The organism is Kribbella sp. CA-294648, from assembly GCF_050943845.1.
GTDB lineage: Bacteria > Actinomycetota > Actinomycetes > Propionibacteriales > Kribbellaceae > Kribbella.
Map to the genome: position 1 here is coordinate 7,788,844 of NZ_CP191981.1, position 17,609 is coordinate 7,806,452.

Here is a 17,609-nt window from a genome sequence, read left to right on the forward strand (position 1 = left end):
TCAGGCGAGCACAGTCGAGGCATCGACCGAGGCTCCCGGAGGACACCGTGTACCAGTACTCAGCTCAGTCGCTCCAAGCGGAGATCTCCTACCGCCAGGAGCGCATCAGGCGGGACTACGAGACCGCCAACAGCCTGCGTCTGCTGTGGTTCCGGCGCAGGCCCGCGAGGCCAGTGACCGCTACATCCCGCAGGCCGGCCGTCATGGCCAGGGCTGCGATGTGAGCGCCCGACCACCACCGAACCCTGCTACCAGTGCGGCCGAGATCCCCTCCCGGGTCTCGGCCGCTCTGCTGTTCCCAGAGCGGTCCTAGGCCGTCGTAGAGGCTCCCTAGGACCGGCCTGGGGCGCTGGATAGGGACTAGTTCCGATGTGCCGGTCCTCCTCAGACGAGCAGATTAAGGGCATCGACAAGGAGTCGAGGCAACACCAGCCAGGAGGCACCAGATGTTCACGAACGAGTCGGTCAAGGCAGAGGTCAGCTACCGCAGGGAGCGCCTTACCCGTGACTACCGCCGGGCCACCCGCACGTCGGGGACCCGCCGCAGCATCGTCCACCTGTTCACCAAGAGCGTCTGAAGGGAGGGACACCATGTTCATCAGCACCCAGTCGGCCCAGGCGGAGACCGCCTACCGCCAGGAGCGGATCAAGCGTGACTTCAGCCGGGCCGCCGCCCGCCGGGAGCGCGCGGAGGCCGCCAAGCCGGAGCCGCGGCGCGCTCGCCGCGCACTGCGCCCCCACACGGCCGCATGACCGCCGTGGCCGCCGTCCCCGACCAGATAGTCCCGGTCGGGGACGGCGTTTCATTGTCAGTAGGGACACAACGGACGGGATGCCGTCGATTTGTGTCGGCGCCAGGGGCGAAGATGGACGACGTGCCCTGGACCTCGACACCTCTCGTCGGCCGCTCGACCGAGCTGGCCGCCCTGCTCAGCGCCGTGGACGAGGCGAAAACCCGCCGCGCCGGCGCGATTCTGCTGTCCGGTGATGCCGGCGTCGGCAAGACCCGGATGCTCGACGAGGTGGCCACCGGTGCGCACGAGCGTGGTTTCGGCGTGCTGGTCGGGCACTGCACCGACTTCGGCGAGGCCGGCCTGCCGTACCTGCCGTTCACCGAGATCTTCGGCCGGCTGGCCGGTGAGCGCCCCGAACTGGTCGAGAGCGTCCTGACCAACTTCCCGGCGATCGGCCGGCTGCTGCCGACCCACCGCCTGATCGGCGCCCAGCCCGTCCCGCAGGAGGGGCAGCTGGACCGTGCCGCGCTGTTCGACGCAGTACTGGGTGCTTTCACCGCGTTGTCGACCAGTGAGCCGCTCGTGGTGATCATCGAGGACGCCCACTGGGCCGACGACTCCAGCCGCGACCTGATTGGCTTCCTGCTCACCCGGCTCACGTCCCAGCGGTTGGCGCTCGTCGTGTCCTACCGCAGCGACGACCTGCACCGGCGCCACCCGCTGCGCCGGCCGATCGCCGAGTGGTCCCGCAACCCGCGCGTACGCCGGGTCAACCTGCTGCCACTCGACGACACCGACTCCCGCACCCTGCTATCCGCTCTGCTCACTACGCCACTGCCGGAGATCGAGCAGCTCCGGATCCTGGAGCGTGCGGGCGGCAACGCGTTCTTCACCGAGGAGCTGGCCGCTGCCGCGTCGATGGGCGACGCCGACGCAGTACCGCCGGACCTTGCCGACCTGCTGCTCGTCCGGCTCGACCCACTGTCGGACGACGCCCGCCAGGTTGCCCGGGTGATCGCAGTAGCCGGGCGACGAGTTCCCCACACGCTGCTGACGGCTGTGGCCGGCCTGCCCGACCGTGAGCTGGACGCGGCGCTGCGAGAGCTGATCGACGCGCACATCATCGAGCACCCGGGCAATGCGAGCTACTACTTCCGCCACGCGCTGCTGGCAGAGGCTGTGTACGACGACCTGCTGCCGGGCGAGCGCGTGCGGCAGCATGCGGCGTACGCGAAAGCTCTGAAGGACCAGACAGTCGCCGGTACTGCGGCGGAGCTGGCTGGGCACGCGACCAGGTCCCACGACCTGGCCACTGCCTTCGAGGCGCGGGTCCGGGCCGGGCAGGAGGCCATCTCGGTGGCGGCGCCGCAGGAGGCGCTGAAGCACTACGAGATGGCGCTGGAGCTCTATCCGAACGCCGCGAGCGACGCGAGTATCGACAAGACCTGGCTGATCGTCGAGACCGCCTCGGCCGCTGCTTTGTCGGCGCAGCAACTGCGCGCCCTCAAGCTCCTGCGCAAGGCGCTGGCCGAGCTGCCGCCCGATGCGCCGCGGCTGCAGCGTGCTCAGCTGCTGACGCCGCTGGCCGACATCGCGCTGGCGATCGACCACGACCAGGAGGCGCACGAGGCCATCTCGCAGGCGATGCGGCTGACCTCGGACGAGCCGGCCAGCGTGTTCAAGGCGCAGGTCGCCTCGATGTACGCGCGGGTTTCGGACGCGCTCGGGCGACCGATGGAAGCCGAGCGCTGGGCCAACGAGGCCCTGCAGATCGCCCGTGAGGTGGGCCAGGAGTCGGCCGCTAGCGACGCCGGCATCACGCTGGCTCAGTTGCGCCGCCGGGCCGGCGATCCGGTGGCCGCGACCAAGCAACTGGAAGAAGCCGCGGTGCGGGCCCAGCTGACGAGTGACCCGGCGGCCGAGGTACGCAGCCGGTTCTTGCTGGGCTCGATTTATTACGAGATGGGCGATCTGGCCGCTGCCAAGCCGGCCTTCCAGCTGACCACTGAGCGGGCCGGCGAGCTGGGGCGTCAGTGGGCGGTGTACGGGTTCGACGCGCGGCGGATGCTTGCGCTGACCCAGTTCGTGCTCGGTGAGTGGGACGACGCGGCGGAGACGGCGCGCGTCGACTCGATGACACCGGCGGCCGCCGCGGCGGCGCTGGGTGGAATCGGGCTGTCCGTTCGAGGTGCCCGCGGTGACACGTCGGTCGCCGAGGAGCTGCAGCGGCTGCGCAAGTGGTGGACGCTCGACGTGATGCTGCCGATCATCGGCATGCAGGCTGCCGTCGACGCCTACTGCCGGCTGAACCAGTTGGCCGAGGCAGAGAAGTTGCTCTCCGACGTTTCGACCCTCTGTGCCGAGGTGTTCCAGACCGAGTGGTTCATGGCACGCATCCGCTTCTCGGCGATCGGGCTCCAGTTGCTGTGCCACCGGGTCGTGCAGGAGCCGACGTCCGCCGCCGAGCTGGTTGCGCGGGGGGCCGAGCTGGTGTCGGACGGACAGACGACGGCCGAGAAGGGGTTGCCACCCGGCCGAGTGCTGGGTGTCGAGGGGATCGCGTGGCTGGCCCGGCTCGAGGCTGAGTGGGAGCGCCTGCGCTGGCTGGCCGATATCGACCCGCCGACCCCGGCGGAGCATGTCGCAACCTGGCACCGGACAGTCGATGCCTTTGGGTACGGCGACGTCCATCAGCAGGCCTGGTCGCGACTGCATTTCTCGGCCGCGTTGCGAGCGGCGGGCAAGGTTGCCGATGCCAACGAGCAGGTCGCGCTCGCCAGCGAGACGGCTCGTGAGCTGGGCGCCAAGCCGTTGCTCGATGCGCTCGGCGGAGCAGACGCCGGGGTCGGGCCGGCTGCGCTGACCGCGCGCGAGAGCGAAGTACTGGCTCTGCTCGCGGAAGGGCGGACCAACCGTCAGTTGGCTCGGGAGCTCTACATCTCGGAGAAGACGGTGAGCGTGCACGTCTCCAACATCCTGGCCAAGCTGGGTGTGCGCAGCCGGACCGAGGCGGCGGCTGTGGCTCGGCGGGACGGGTTGCTCGGCTAGCAAAGTTCACCGAGCGTCGATTCTTGGTCACGTCAAGTATGTACTGACGTGCCCTCGGGATGTCATCCTCGACAGCGTTCGCATCCGCCCCCGCCCCTGCGGACGCGTGTCGCTGTCGCAGGGGTGCGACCGCCCCGAAACGAGCGAAGCATGAACAAACTGCCGCCCCAGCCCTCCACCAAACGTGAATCCCGGCCGCGGCGCCGGCGCCGGGTTCTCGGCGTGGTTCTTGGCACCGCCGCGCTGATGATCACCTCCGCCGCGGCCGCGTACGCCGCCCCGCCGCCGCATCTGCCGCAGAACGCCGGCGGTCTGGAGCAGTCCTTCTCACCGGCCTACGACTACGACACCGACGGCTGTTACGCCGTCCCAGCCATCGGTCCGAACGGCGCGCTCAACGGCGGGCTGAACACCACCGGCGCCGTCAACGGAAGCTGCCACGACCAGTCGGACCTGGACAACTCGCAGACCTACGCCCGCTCGAAGTGCAACAACGGCTGGTGCGCGATCGTGTACGCCAGCTACTTCGAGAAGGACCAGGCCGTGGCCGGCAGCGGACTCGGCGGCCACCGCCACGACTTCGAGCACGTCATCTCGTGGGTCAACCAGGCGACCAACCAGGTCGAGTACGTGACCACGACGCAGCACAGCGGCCGGGTCACCTACCCCCGCTCACAGGTGCGTTTCGACGGTACGCATCCCAAGGTCGTCTACCACAAGGACGGCGCGAGCACGCACTTCTTCCGGCTCGCCAACAGCAACGACGAGCCGCCGGAGAACCACTACCACAACTGGCGCTATCCCCCGCTGGTCGACTGGAACGGCTGGCCGGGCACCGGCCTGCGCGACACCCTGATGAACGCCGACTTCGGCTCCGCGACGATCAAGATCACCGACAAGGACGACCGCTTCCGCAACCTGCTGAACGCCGCGAAGCCGGCCGCCGTCCCGTTCAATCCCTGGGCCTGAACGCTGAGGCGGGCACCCGCTGCGCACGATCCGGAGGCCGGGGGGTGATGGCCTGGGGAATGCTACGTAGCGGGCGCCCACTCTTCACCGCGAACGCCGCCAGGGACCAGAGTCGGCGACGCAAGCGGTGCTGGTGGCGTGGTCGCGCGACCGGTGCTGAGTCCGGCGGGCCGCACGATGAGCACGATCAGTGGTGGCCGCGGGTGCGCTGCTGGTGGGCGGCTGCGGGAACATTGCCGGTCTGGGCTCTCGTCGGCGGTGTAGCTGGAGCGGCTCGTCCGGGCGGATCGCGTGCAGGCCAGCCGGTGATTGCGGGGCGGGCTCCACGAGGCGCTCGAAGACCTCCTGCGCCCGGCTGAGCTTCACCGCCAGCAGCGCCGTGAAACCGGTCGCTGCCGCCGCAATCAATACCCAGAGTTGCCAAGACATGCCCTCACCGCCCCGTGATTACCTCGTATCCCCCAGTGATCACTGTAACCCCAATGTTCTGACTTGGCGACAGTCTCGTTGCAATCCGTGACAGAGTGCGCTTCCGCACCACAAAAGTTGCCCACCGCAATGACAAAGGGTGACCAGGCAAACAACCGTTTCCCTCGCCACCGATCACACTCCGTGACGTAACCCTGGGCTGTCGAGCCGGCCCGGGACGCTATAACCTCGGCCTCCTATGAAGGTGCTGAGCGCGGAAGACGTCCGGCGTACGGTCCCGATGCCGATCGCGATCGCGGCCGTCCGGGAGGCGTTCCTGGAGCTGGCGGCGGGGAACTTCGTGCTGCCGCCGCGGCAGATCTTCGGGGACGGGGCGGTGCTGGTGATGTCGGCCTACCACTCGCCGTCCAGGACCGCGGTGGTGAAGAAGATCGGGATCGCGCTCGACCGGCTGCCGGCGATCCGGGCGACCGTGATCTGGACCGGTGGGGGTGGACAGTTCGTCGCCGACGGCACCTCGATCACCACGCTGCGGACCGGCGCGGTCGTCGGTGTCGCGACCGATCTGCTCGCCGCGCCGGACGCGACCCGCCTCGCCCTGCTCGGCACCGGCGCCCAAGCCGCCGACCAGGTCCGCGCGGTTCTCGCCGTACGGCGTATTGCCCACGTCACCGTCACGGGCCGGAACCCCGACCGGGCCGGCGCGTTGGCCACGACGCTGTCGGGCGAGTTCCCCGACGTCACCTTCACGCCAAGCACCTCCAGCGACGACGCGATCGCCACGGCGGACATCGTCTGCTGCGCGACCTCCTCATCCACTCCGCTCTTCGACGCGGCATGCCTCCCGGCCCGGGTCCACGTCAACGCGATCGGCGCCTTCCGCCCGACGATGCGGGAGCTCCCCCGCGACCTGCTCGCCACCGCCTCGACGGTCATGGTCGACCAGCGCGAGGCCGCCTTGGAGGAGTCCGGCGAGATCATCGACGCGGTCGGCGCGGGCGTAGTACGGGAACTGCTCGAGCTGGGCAGTGCCCTCACGGGTCCGGCGCCCACCCCGACCGGTCGCACGGTCTTCAAGTCCGTCGGCGTCGGCTGCCAGGACTGGGCCATCGCCAACGCGCTCGCGCAGTCGCCGGGTGATCAGGTCCAGCTGAGGACGCCCTTGCGGTAGGCGTAGAGCAGGCCGACCGCGACGAAGCCGAGGAAGATGAACATCTCGATCAGGCTGGCAACGCCGACCGCCGCGAAGACGGTGGCCCACGGGAACAGGTAGACGGCGTCGACGGCGAAGATGACGTAGAGGTAGGCGAACAGGTAGTACCGGATGTGGACCTGTGCCCAGCCCTCACCGACCGGGTCGACACCGGACTCGTACGTCTTGAGCTTGTCCGCGGTCGGGTAGGTGACGGTCAGCGCCTTGTTCAGCGCGAAGGCCCCGAGCAGCCCGACCAGACCGAGTCCGACGATCGCGCCGATCACGCCATAGGTCATGGCGACAGCCTAATTGGTGCAGAGTGCGAGTGCGTCGACGGCGACGATCGGGCCGTAGCCGGACTTCAGGTCGGCAACCTGGAAGCGCAGCCGGTTGATGCCGCGGACGTCGCGGGTCAGCCAGGTCTCGGTCTCCTGCTTCATGTCCACCGAGCCGACCACCTTGGCGCCGTTCAGCAGCGACACCCGGACCGTGCCGTCGGTGATGTTGCCGAGCCACGTCCGCACTCCGCGGCAGCCGGTGGTGTCGATGTCGCCCCAGACATAGCCGCGCCGGTCGGCCAGCAGCTCGGCCTCCGCCCGGCGCGGACCTTCGGACGGCGGTATGACGGTGAACTGCGGGTGCCCCTTGCCGCCCGCGGCGAGCAGCGGCTTCTTGAAGAGCCCGCGGAACACGTAGTGCGAGAAGCTGATCATCGGCGACACGGCCCCGGCGTACGGCGCCTGCGAGTTGATCGCGAGCCGGTACGTCTTCACGGACCCGGGAAGCGTCGGCGGGATGGTGATGCTCGACCCCGAGGTCACCCCGTGGCCGATCTCCTCCCACTTGCGCAGCTTCGACGACCAGCGCTGCAGCGAGACCCGCGTCCTGGGAGCCGGCGCCGGGGTGATCTGGCCGACCACGGTCAGCACCCCCTTGGTCGTGTTGGTGGTCTTGATGCTGGTGATCTTGATCGTCCGGACCGGCGCGGTCGAGACGACGGCGGGCGCGACCTTGGCGTCCGGAACCGACAGGGCGCTCTGGGCGGGCGCCACCGTGGCAGCACAACCACTGAGGGGCAGGACGGCAGCAACCAGCAGGCCGATGATCGGGCGCACGCCCATGGTGAAACTCCCTCGAGCCCGGGTGGGCCCCGGGGTAGATCACAGCTTGATGAAGACACCCTGCCGGACCCGACTGCGGATGGCAAGCGAACGACTGCGTTACGTCACACTGACAGGTTTACCAACGCCGTCAGATCTGGTCAGCTGATCCCAGGCTGTGGACCATCCGGTCTTCTGCATGGTTCCGTACTAAGGGCGAACTAACATTGAGGTATCGCCCTGACTGGGGGGATCGACCTGTCCTTCACGAGAGGACCGATCGACCCAAGCTTCGACTTGGAGATGAACAGAAAAGTGACCATCGAGGTCAAGCAGCTCGACCGCGTGGTGATCCGTTTCGCCGGCGACTCCGGCGATGGGATGCAGCTCACCGGGGACCGATTCACCGCGGAGACGGCATCGTTCGGCAATGACCTGTCGACGTTGCCCAACTTCCCAGCCGAGATCCGGGCACCTGCCGGTACTCTGCCGGGCGTTTCGTCGTTCCAGTTGCACTTCGCCGACCACGACATCCTGACGCCGGGTGATGCGCCCGACGTGCTGATCGCGATGAACCCGGCCGCGCTGAAGGCGAACCTGAGCGACGTACCGCGCGGCGCGACCCTGATCATCGACACCGCCGACTTCACCGCGCGCAACCTGAAGCGGATCGGGTACGACGCGAACCCGCTGGAGACCGGCGAGCTCGAGGCGTACCACGTGGTCGGCCTGAACCTGACCGGCATGACGGTGGAGTCGGTCAAGGAGTTCGGGCTGTCCCGCAAGGACGCGTCCAGGGCGAAGAACATGTACGCCCTCGGGCTGGTCTCCTGGCTGTTCCAGCGCCCGGTCGAGTCGACGATCGAGTTCCTGCAGTCCAAGTTCGCCGGCAAACCGGACATCCGCGACGCGAACATCGCGGCCTTCCGGGCGGGCTACAACTTCGGCGAGACCGCCGAGGAGTTCTCGGTCCGGTACGAGGTGAAGCCGGCCCGGATGGCGACCGGCACCTACCGCAACATCTCCGGCAACCTGGCGCTGGCGTACGGCCTGGTGGCGGGCGCGCAGCGCGCGGGGTTGCCGCTGGTGCTCGGTGCCTACCCGATCACGCCGGCCTCCGACGTACTGCACGAGCTGTCCAAGCTGAAGCGGTTCGACGTGACGACGATCCAGGCCGAGGACGAGATCGCCGGTGTCGGCGCCGCCCTGGGCGCGTCGTTCGGCGGCGCGCTCGGCGTGACCACGTCGTCCGGTCCGGGCATCAGCCTGAAGTCCGAGACGATCGGTCTCGCCGTGATGCTCGAGCTGCCACTGGTGGTCTGCGACATCCAGCGCGCGGGTCCGTCGACCGGCATGCCGACCAAGACCGAGCAGGCCGACCTGTTGCAGGTGATGTTCGGCCGCAACGGCGAGGCGCCGCTGCCGGTGATCGCCGCGCAGTCGCCCGCCGACTGCTTCTCGATCGCGGTCGAGGCGACCCGGATCGCGGTCACCTACCGCACGCCGGTGATCGTGCTGTCCGACGGCTACCTGGCCAACGGCTCGGAGCCCTGGCAGATCCCGCAGATCGAGGACCTGGCGACGATCGACCCGAACTTCACCGTCGGGCCGAACGCGACCAACGACAAGGGCGAGCCGGTCTACCTCCCCTACCTGCGTGACCCGGAGACGCTGGCGCGAGCCTGGGCGATCCCCGGTACGGCGGGTCTCGACCACCGCATCGGCGGGCTCGAGAAGGAGGACAAGACCGGCAACATCTCCTACGACCCGGCCAACCACGACCTGATGATCCGGACCCGCCAGGCGAAGGTGGACGGCATCACCGTCCCCCCGCTGGAAGTGGACGACCCGGACGGTACGGCGAAGGTCCTGGTCCTCGGCTGGGGCAGCACCTACGGGCCGATCGGGGCCGGTTGCCGCCGGGTCCGCAAGGTCGGCGGCAAGGTGGCTCAGGCGCATCTGCGGCACCTGAACCCGTTCCCGCCGAACCTCGGCGAGGTGCTCGCGAAGTACGACAAGGTGCTGGTCCCGGAGATGAACCTCGGGCAGCTCGCGATGCTGCTGCGGGCGAAGTACCTGGTCGACGTCGTCTCCTACGCGCAGGTGCGCGGCATGCCGCTGGGCGCCGCCGAGCTGGCCGAGGTGATCGGCAACCTGGTCGAGGAGACCGAAGGGATCGACGACGACGCGCGCCACCTCGGCGAGGCCGCCGCCAACCTCACCCACGGCGAGGCCCTGAACATCCAGCCGAACGGCATCCACCACCCGGAGGGAGCACGATGAGCACCGTCGATCTTGGTCTGCCGAGCCTGCCGGGCGGGCTGCGCGGCGTACCGGCCGCGACCGAGCCACAGAGCCGCAAGGAGTACGTGTCGGACCAGGAGGTCCGGTGGTGCCCGGGGTGTGGCGACTACGCAGTACTGGCTGCTTTCCAGGGCTTCCTGCCCGAGCTCGGGATCAAACGCGAGAACGTCGCGATGGTGTCGGGCATCGGGTGCTCGTCCCGCTTCCCGTACTACCTGTCGACGTACGGCATGCACTCGATCCACGGCCGCGCCCCGGCGATCGCGACCGGGCTCGCGGTGGCCCGTCCGGACCTGAGCGTCTGGGTGGTGACCGGTGACGGCGACGCGCTGTCGATCGGTGGCAACCACCTGATCCACACCCTGCGCCGGAACGTGAACCTGAAGATCCTGCTGTTCAACAACCGGATCTACGGCCTCACCAAGGGCCAGTACTCGCCGACCTCCGAGCCCGGCAAGGTCACCAAGTCGACGCCGATGGGCTCGGTGGACAACCCGTTCAACCCGGTCTCGCTGGCCCTCGGCGCGGAGGCCACCTTCGTCGCCCGCACGGTCGACTCCGACCGCAAGCACCTCACCTCGGTACTGCGGGCCGCGGGCGAGCACCGCGGTACGGCGTTCGTGGAGATCTACCAGAACTGCCCGATCTTCAACGACAACGCCTTCGACGCGTTCAAGAACCCGGAGACCCGGGACGACGCGATCATCCCGCTGAAGCACGGGGAACCGATCCGTTTCGGCACCGACGGCCACCTCGGCGTGGTCCGCGACGGCTTCGCCTCGCTGGCGGTCCGCGAGGTGGCGGACCTCCCCGGCGGCGAGTCCGACCTGGTCGTCCACGACGCGCACACCGACGACCCGGCGTACGCGTTCGCCCTGTCCCGCCTCACCGACGCCGGCGTCCTCCACCAGGCCCCGATCGGCATCTTCCGCTCGGTGGACCGCCCGGCGTACGACGACCTGGTCCGCCAGCAGGTAGCCACCGCCCACGAAACCGCCGCCGGCAACAGCAACCTCCAGTCCCTCATCACCGGCACCGACACCTGGACAGTCGACTAGGTACGGCTAGCGCTCAGGACGGCCCTGTGTACTTCTTCAGTGCGGCTACCAGGGCCGTCTCCGAGAGTTTGAGGTGCTTGCGGAGGGTCTGTTCGCGGGCGGCGGGGTCGTCGGAGCCCTTGGCGAGGTCGGCGTACAGGGCGTTGACCTTTTCCAGGCCGTACTTCGTGACCAGGTACTCGACGATGAGCCAGCTGACTCCGTAGCTCTCCTCGTCGTAGTCGCCGTGGAAGACGCCGTCGATGGGCAGCACGACCAGCGGTTTGACGGACTTGCTCAGCAGTTCGTCGCGCCAGTCGGCGACCCGGTCCGCGTTGCCGCTCTGCTCGGCGAGCCGGTTCTCGACGTACATCGCGAAGCCCTCGACCAACCAGGTCGGCGCGCTGCTGCCCAGGGTGGACAAGACCGCGTGGGTGAACTCGTGGGCGAGCAGGAACCGGTCCGCCTTGGTGCGTTCGGTCGGGTTGATCACGATCCGGCTGCCGGTGACCTTGAAGCTCGTCATCGCTTCGTCGGTGGGTGAGTAGTTCCGGACCGAGACGGCACCGGCCGGATGACCGCCGGTCGACCATTCGGCATCCATCGATCGGCGGTCGCCCATCGCGACGACCAGGATCCCCACCTGAGCCCGCCGGGTCGCGAGCCGTACCGCAGGCAGGGCCTCCCTCGACTCCTGCACCAGCCGCCGCGCGTTGGCACCTTCCCCGGCCGGTACTACGACCAGCACGCCGCCACCCCGGGCGACCTCGATCGGGCCGAGATCCCAGGGCTCGCGGTAGGTCCCGCGATCGGATTCGCCGGCCAGCTCGTCGTCGGCCACCAGCAGCCAGCGACCGCCTCGCTGGGCGAACGTGTAGCCGACCGGGGTGGCCCGCGGCGCCGCGTCGATCCCCTCGATCTGCAGCACCATCATGAGCCGGATGGCCCACCCGGCGCCACGCTTCTCGGGAACGAACTCCGTCTCCCGGGCATAGCTGAACTGCTTCAACCCGAGCTTCCGCAGATTACCGAACACCTGCTTGTCCCGCTGCACCAGCTTGGCGTTCTTCGCGTCCACAGTGGCCAGGTACTGCGGCAGCCGCCCAGCCACCACAGCCGCCGCCCGAGCCTTCAGTACCGCGTCGATCTCGGCCAGCATCTGCGTCTCGGCATCCGGCACAGACCCCGTCGCAGTCGGCGTCACCGACACACCACCACCACCCGGCGCCGGCCCCGGATCCTCCCGCCCCACCACCGACCACGCCACAGCAGCCACAGCCACCGCCAGAGCAGCTCCCCCGGCCACCCAAACCGCCCGCCCCACACCACGCCTGACCGGCGCCCCAGCCACCTGCTCGTCATCCATCGCAGAAACCTCGCCTATTCCCCCCAGCCAAACCCACCCAGGCCCAGCCGGCAAAGGATACCGCCCGGCCGCCGGCAGAGCGCCGTACGAACAACTTTGACGGGATGCCTAGAGCACGTGACTGACGGTGTGAATGACGAGGCCTACCAGGGCGCCTACGACGGTGCCGTTGATGCGGATGAATTGGAGGTCTCGGCCGACGTGGAGTTCGATGCGGGCGGCGGCCTCGCGGCCGTCCCAGCGTTCGATGGTGTCGGAGATGACGGAGACGATCTCGGTGCCGTAGGTGCGGACGACGTAGCCGACCGCTTCGGCGGCGCGGGTGTCGACCTTGGCGATCAGGGTTTCGTCAGTCTGCAGGCGTTTGCCGAAGTCCTGGATGGTTTGGGTGGCGCGGAGCCGCAGGGGGCCTTCGGGGTCGCCGATCGCGTCGATCAGGGCGGTCCGGACGGCGTCCCAGACCGCGGTCAGGCTGGTGCCCATGTCGGGGTGGCTGAGCATCCGGCGTTTGAACGCCTCGAAGCGTTCCATCATCTCCGGGTCGTTCTGCAGGTCGTCGGCCAGCTGGACCAGCAGCCGGTCGATCGCCTTGCGGGCCGGGTGCCGCGGATCGTCCCGTACTGCGGCCAGCCAGGTCAGCGCCTCGCGGTGGATCCGGTCGATGACGATCGCGTCGACCCAGCGGGGTGACCATCTCGGCGCCCGCGGACCGACCACCTCGGTCAGCATCTCGCGGTTCTCAGCCAGCCAGTCGTACGCCTCGACCATCAGCAGGTCGAACAAGGCGTGGTGCGCGCCGTCGTCGACCACCGAGGCGAGGAAGTGCCCGGCGATCGGGCTGAGCGGCTCCTTGGCGAAGCGGGGCAGCAGCGATCCGCGGACGAACGCGGTGACGTCGTCGTCCCCGAGCTTCGGCAGTGCGGCGCCGACGGTCCGGACCCCCTCCTCGACGATCCGCTCGGCATGGTTGCCGGCGGCAAGCCATTCCCCGGCCCGGCGGCTCACCTCGGCGCTGCGCATCTTCCCGGCCACGACTTCCTCGGACAGGAAGTTCTCGGTGACGAACTGCTCCAGGCTCTCGGCCAGCGCGTCCTTGCGGGTCGGCACGATCGCGGTGTGCGGGATCGGCAGCCCGAGCGGGTGCCGGAACAGCGCGGTCACCGCGAACCAGTCCGCCAGCGCACCGACCATCGCGGCCTCGGAGGCCGCGTTCACGTACCCCCACGCACCGCCGTGGTGCAGCGTCAGCACGTAGACCACCGCCGCCAGGACCAGCAGGGACAGCGCCACCGCCCGCATCTGCCGCAACCCGCGCCGGCGAACCAGGTCCGGGCCACTCAACGTCAACGTCGCCATACCCCTATCCAACCAACCCACGGAAGGATGCGGCTCCGGCAACCACCGGACACGCCCCTGAACCTACGAGCGCGTCAGCTGAGCATCTGCCGTACGGCGGTCCATCCGCCCCGAAACCAGAGCGAGGACGAGACCGGCCACCGCCAGGGCTGCACCGACCCGGCTCGGCCACTCGTACCCGTACCCGGCCGCGAGTACGACGCTGCCGAGCCACGCACCCAGCGCGTTCGCCACGTTGAGTGTCGAGTGGTTCAGCGACGCGGCGAGCGACTGCCCTTCGTGGGCCACGTCCATCAGCCGGGTCTGCAGCGCCGGGATGAGGATGCTCGCGCTGAACCCCAGCGCGAACACGGCAACCAGCGCACCCGCCTTGCTGTGCGCCAGCCAGCCGAAGGTGGTCAGCACGACGGTCACGGCCACCAGTCCGCCGTACAGGCTGGGCATCAGGGCGCGATCGGCGAGCCGGCCGCCGACCAGGGTCCCGCCGGTCATGCCGATCCCGTACGCCGCCAGCACGATCGTCACCGCCGCCTCGCTGAAGCCGGCCAGCTCCGTCATCGTCGGGGTGATGTAGGAGTACGTCGCGAACATCCCTCCGAAGCCCACCATGCCGACCAGCAGCGCCATCCAGACCTGCGGCTTGGCCAGGGCGCTCAGTTCGCTGCGGATGTTGACGTCGTTGCCGACCGGTTGCGGCCCGACCCAGAACCAGACCGCGACCAGGGTCAGCAACCCGAGGACGCCGACCGCGACGAAGGGCAACTGCCAGCCGAACTCCTGGCCGAGCAGCGTGGTCACCGGTACGCCGACGATGTTTGCCACCGGCAACCCGACCATGATCATCGAGACCGCCCAGGCCCGCTTGCCGACCGGCACCATCGAGGCGCCGACGACCGCGCCGATCCCGAAGAAGGCGCCGTGCGGCAGACCGGTGATGAAACGGGCCGCCATCAACACTTCGTAGCTGGTGGCAACCGCCGACAGAACGTTGCCGAGGACAAACAAACCCATCAGCCCCAGCAGCAGCCGCTTCCGCCCGGTCCGCGCTCCCAGCGCCGCGATCACCGGCGCACCGACGACAACACCGATCGCGTACGCCGCGATGACGTGGCCGGCCGTCGGGATCGAGATGTCCACCCCGTCGGCGATCTGCGGCAGCAGCCCCATCGTGACGAACTCGGTGGTCCCGATCGCGAACCCGCCGGTCGCCAGCGCGAGCAGAGCCAGCCCGACATGCCGCCGGGTCGCCGGGCTGTCAGGAGTCACCGAAGTCATCACACCTGATTGTCGCATCGGCAGCCGCCGGCCCGTCCGGCCGGCCGCGGCCGCGGAGTACGAGCACTCCGGGCGTTGAGCGGCGGTGGGCGGGCGTGAAAGCATCCAGCATGGCGAACTTTGGCGACCACCAGCTGAGCATCTACGTCCAGGGGATGTTCTCCGACACCCGGCCGGAAATCACCACCGACCTGTCCCGGCTGGAGTCGCAGGCGGCGGGAAGCCTGTCGGCGGAGGCGATGGGCTACATCGTGCCGAGTGCCGGCAGCGGTTCGACCGCGCGCGCCAACCTGACCGCGTTCGACCGGTGGCGGCTCGTTCCCCGGATGCTGCGCGGAAGCACCGAGCGCGACCTGTCCTGCACGGTTCTCGGCACCAAGATGTCGGCGCCGGTGCTGATCGCCCCGGTCGGCGTCCAGACGCTGGCGCATCCCGAAGGCGAGCTGGCGACCGCGCGAGCCGCCAGTGCGCTCGGCCTCACCTACACGCACTCGACCCAGGCCAGTCACTCGTTCGAGCAGATCGAGGCGGACAGCAAGTGGTACCAGCTGTACTGGCCGACCGACAAGGACGTCTGCCTCAGCTTCCTCCAGCGCGCCAAGGACAGCGGGTACTCCGTGCTGGTGGTCACCCTGGACACCGGCACGATCGGCTGGCGCCCGGCCGATCTCGATCGCGGTTTCCTGCCGTTCCTCAAGGGCGAGGGCCTGGCCAACTACTTCAGCGATCCCGCGTTCCAGGCCAAGCTCGCCAAGCCGATCGCCGAGGACCCGACCGCGGCGGTGATGCACTGGGCGCAGATGTTCCCGAACGTCGGACTGGGCTGGGACGAACTGTCCTTCCTGCGCGACAACTGGGCCGGCCCGATCGTGCTCAAGGGCATCACCTCCGTCGACGACGCCAAGCTCGCCGCCGAGCACGGTGTCGACGGGCTGGTGGTGTCGAACCACGGCGGTCGCCAGGTCGACGGCGCGATCGCCTCGCTGGACGCACTGCCGGCGATCGCGGACGCGGTCGGTGAGCAGGTGACGGTGCTCTTCGACTCGGGCATCAGGACAGGCGCGGATGCCGCCAAGGCACTCGCCCTCGGCGCCAAGGCCGTCCTGCTCGGCCGTCCGTTCCTGTACGGCCTCGCACTGGCCGGCCAGGCCGGAGTCGACCACGTACTGCGCTGCCTGCTGGCCGAGCTCGACCTCACGCTGGCTCTGTCGGGGTACGCGAACCATCGCGAGCTCAACCGCACGTCGGTAGTACCGGCGTGAAGGCGGTCATCTTCGACCTCGACGACACACTCTTCGACCACAGGTCCTCGGCCGTCGCTGGGCTCCGGGCGTGGGTACCGGCTCTGACCGGAGCCGAGGTCGACGACGAACTGGTGGCGACCTGGTTCGAGATCGAGGGGCGGCACTACGACAGGTGGCTGACCGGACAGCTCACCCACCAGGGCCAGCGCCGCGCGCGACTGCACGAGTTCCTACCTCTGCTCGGGCGGCCGCTACCCGCGACGGACGAGGAACTCGACCAGGTGTTCGCCGGCTACCTCGACGAGTACCGGGCCAGCTGGGCGGCGTTTCCCGATGCCCGCCCGGCCCTGGAAGTTGCTCGCGGCAACGGGTGGCGGATCGGCGTACTGACGAACGGGAACACCGTGCAGCAGAACGCCAAGCTGGCCGCGATCGGGCTGGCCGAGTTGGTCGATGTGGTCTCCACGTCGGAAGCCCTCGGGTTCAGCAAGCCGGCGGTCGAGGCGTACCACCTCACCTGCCAGGCGCTCGGTGTGGATCCGGTCGAGACCCTGATGATCGGCGACAACCTGGACCTGGACGTTACTGCCGCCCGCGCGGCCGGGCTCACTGCGGAGCACCTCGACCGCGCGGCCGGCATCAGCCTCGCTCAGTTGGTCCGAGCCTGCTGATCAGATTCCGCAGCTGGGTGCTGCCCAGTAGTTGCTGGTCCTGATGTCGAGGTGGGTGTGGTCGTTGTGACCCGAGAAGCCGGGGCCGAGGATGCCGCCGAAGCCGTGGTAGCGGGCCTGCTTGGCCAGGGCGCACAAAGTGGGAGTGCCGACCAGGTCGGCGGACCGGCCGTACAGGTGCTGGCTGTTGCTCGCGCCACCGACAGACCTGTTGCACGGGATGCTGCGGAAGCCGCTGGTGACAGTGATCGGCCTGTCGCCCAGCGCGTGCCGCAAGGCCTCGAGCTGCCACATGGTCTGCAGGGCGTTGGCCTTGGTCGCAGCCGCCGACAGCGGCCCGCCGTCCCAGCCGCTGCCACCACACCCGTCATCGAGCTCGGCATAGGTGAAGTGGATCGGGGTGCAGTCGTCGTCCTGCAGCTCATAGATCTTGTTGAACGTCGCTTGCCCGGCGATGCCGTCAGCGACCAGACCATAGGCCTTCTGGAACTCCCCGACTGCCGCCTTGGTCGCCGGACCGTAGGAACTGTCCGTGGCGAGGTGTTTGCCGTACCCCGGGTAACCGGCCACCCGGATCTGCAGTTGGCGGACGTCCTCACCGCTGGCTCCCTCACTGAGCGTGCGGTTCCAGGTGTAGCAACCGTCGGCATGGGCCTTGGTCGCCGTCACCACCTGAGTCGTGACGCTGACGGCCAGCATGGCCGCGAACAACCCGAGAACGGACAGAATTCTGATCACACGGCTACTGAAATGGGTTCTCACCGAAGTACCTCCGAACGCATTTGGGGCGAACGCGCCTGTCTCCGGCTACTGTCCCGTCACTATCCACCACTTGACCAGGCCTCATCAGAAACTTTTCGACGAACGGCAACCGAACGCCG

General features: G+C 68.9%; 15 protein-coding genes. 9 read left to right on the top strand and 6 right to left on the bottom strand.

Annotated elements, in window-relative coordinates:
- Nucleotides 1-446 precede the first annotated feature (446 nt).
- The 5 genes from ACQPYM_RS37210 (at nucleotide 447) to ACQPYM_RS37230 (ending at nucleotide 6,351) form a co-directional block, all read left to right on the top strand.
- Nucleotides 447-578, top strand: a complete 132-nt coding sequence (locus ACQPYM_RS37210) for a hypothetical protein (protein WP_433010424.1) — start codon at nucleotides 447-449, stop codon at nucleotides 576-578.
- 13 nt (nucleotides 579-591) lie between these two features.
- Nucleotides 592-753 (top strand): hypothetical protein, encoded by a 162-nt coding sequence (locus ACQPYM_RS37215; protein ID WP_433010427.1) that lies wholly within the window; start codon nucleotides 592-594, stop codon nucleotides 751-753.
- 113 nt (nucleotides 754-866) lie between these two features.
- Nucleotides 867-3,782 (top strand): helix-turn-helix transcriptional regulator, encoded by a 2,916-nt coding sequence (locus ACQPYM_RS37220; protein WP_433010430.1) that lies wholly within the window; start codon nucleotides 867-869, stop codon nucleotides 3,780-3,782.
- 150 nt (nucleotides 3,783-3,932) lie between these two features.
- Nucleotides 3,933-4,751 carry an NPP1 family protein gene (locus ACQPYM_RS37225; RefSeq protein ID WP_433010433.1) on the top strand — a complete coding sequence of 273 codons (819 nt, stop codon included), beginning with the start codon at nucleotides 3,933-3,935 and terminating at the stop codon, nucleotides 4,749-4,751.
- A 667-nt stretch (nucleotides 4,752-5,418) separates the two neighbouring features.
- A complete protein-coding gene (locus ACQPYM_RS37230; protein WP_433010436.1) occupies nucleotides 5,419-6,351 on the top strand; it encodes an ornithine cyclodeaminase family protein in 933 nt (310 codons plus the stop codon).
- Here the strand turns inward: ACQPYM_RS37230 and ACQPYM_RS37235 are convergent.
- Nucleotides 6,321-6,671, bottom strand: a complete 351-nt coding sequence (locus tag ACQPYM_RS37235) for an NADH-quinone oxidoreductase subunit A (RefSeq protein ID WP_433010439.1) — start codon at nucleotides 6,669-6,671, stop codon at nucleotides 6,321-6,323. The genes ACQPYM_RS37230 and ACQPYM_RS37235 overlap by 31 nt on opposite strands.
- 9 nt (nucleotides 6,672-6,680) lie before the next feature.
- The gene (locus ACQPYM_RS37240) at nucleotides 6,681-7,496 is read right to left on the bottom strand and encodes a hypothetical protein (RefSeq protein ID WP_433010442.1); all 816 of its coding nucleotides are present in this window, start codon (nucleotides 7,494-7,496) and stop codon (nucleotides 6,681-6,683) included.
- 282 nt (nucleotides 7,497-7,778) lie between these two features.
- Here ACQPYM_RS37240 and ACQPYM_RS37245 point away from each other — a divergent pair, with 282 nt between their 5' ends.
- Nucleotides 7,779-9,758, top strand: coding sequence for a 2-oxoacid:acceptor oxidoreductase subunit alpha (locus tag ACQPYM_RS37245; RefSeq protein WP_433010444.1), 1,980 nt, complete (start codon nucleotides 7,779-7,781; stop codon nucleotides 9,756-9,758).
- The gene (locus ACQPYM_RS37250) at nucleotides 9,755-10,837 is read left to right on the top strand and encodes a 2-oxoacid:ferredoxin oxidoreductase subunit beta (protein ID WP_433010447.1); all 1,083 of its coding nucleotides are present in this window, start codon (nucleotides 9,755-9,757) and stop codon (nucleotides 10,835-10,837) included. Before ACQPYM_RS37245 ends, ACQPYM_RS37250 begins: the two co-directional genes overlap by 4 nt.
- Nucleotides 10,838-10,850: 13 nt before the next feature.
- On the opposite strand, the gene ACQPYM_RS37255 is transcribed toward ACQPYM_RS37250, so the two are convergent.
- The 3 genes from ACQPYM_RS37255 to ACQPYM_RS37265 all read right to left on the bottom strand — a co-directional run bounded on the left by ACQPYM_RS37255 (nucleotide 10,851) and on the right by ACQPYM_RS37265 (nucleotide 14,813).
- Nucleotides 10,851-12,182 carry a peptidase MA family metallohydrolase gene (locus ACQPYM_RS37255; RefSeq protein ID WP_433010450.1) on the bottom strand — a complete coding sequence of 444 codons (1,332 nt, stop codon included), beginning with the start codon at nucleotides 12,180-12,182 and terminating at the stop codon, nucleotides 10,851-10,853.
- 108 nt (nucleotides 12,183-12,290) lie between these two features.
- Entirely contained in the window at nucleotides 12,291-13,538 is a 1,248-nt protein-coding gene (locus ACQPYM_RS37260; protein ID WP_433010453.1) for a DUF445 domain-containing protein, read from the bottom strand.
- A 63-nt stretch (nucleotides 13,539-13,601) separates the two neighbouring features.
- On the bottom strand, nucleotides 13,602-14,813 hold the full coding sequence (locus ACQPYM_RS37265; protein ID WP_433010456.1) for an MFS transporter: 1,212 nt from the start codon (nucleotides 14,811-14,813) through the stop codon (nucleotides 13,602-13,604).
- Nucleotides 14,814-14,923: 110 nt separating this feature from the next.
- Here ACQPYM_RS37265 and ACQPYM_RS37270 point away from each other — a divergent pair, with 110 nt between their 5' ends.
- On the top strand, nucleotides 14,924-16,075 hold the full coding sequence (locus ACQPYM_RS37270; protein ID WP_433010459.1) for an alpha-hydroxy-acid oxidizing protein: 1,152 nt from the start codon (nucleotides 14,924-14,926) through the stop codon (nucleotides 16,073-16,075).
- Nucleotides 16,072-16,728, top strand: coding sequence for an HAD family hydrolase (locus tag ACQPYM_RS37275; protein ID WP_433010462.1), 657 nt, complete (start codon nucleotides 16,072-16,074; stop codon nucleotides 16,726-16,728). Before ACQPYM_RS37270 ends, ACQPYM_RS37275 begins: the two co-directional genes overlap by 4 nt.
- Here ACQPYM_RS37275 and ACQPYM_RS37280 read toward each other — a convergent pair whose 3' ends face one another.
- Entirely contained in the window at nucleotides 16,729-17,466 is a 738-nt protein-coding gene (locus tag ACQPYM_RS37280) for a D-Ala-D-Ala carboxypeptidase family metallohydrolase (protein WP_433010465.1), read from the bottom strand.
- Between the last annotated feature and the right edge of the window lie 143 nt (nucleotides 17,467-17,609).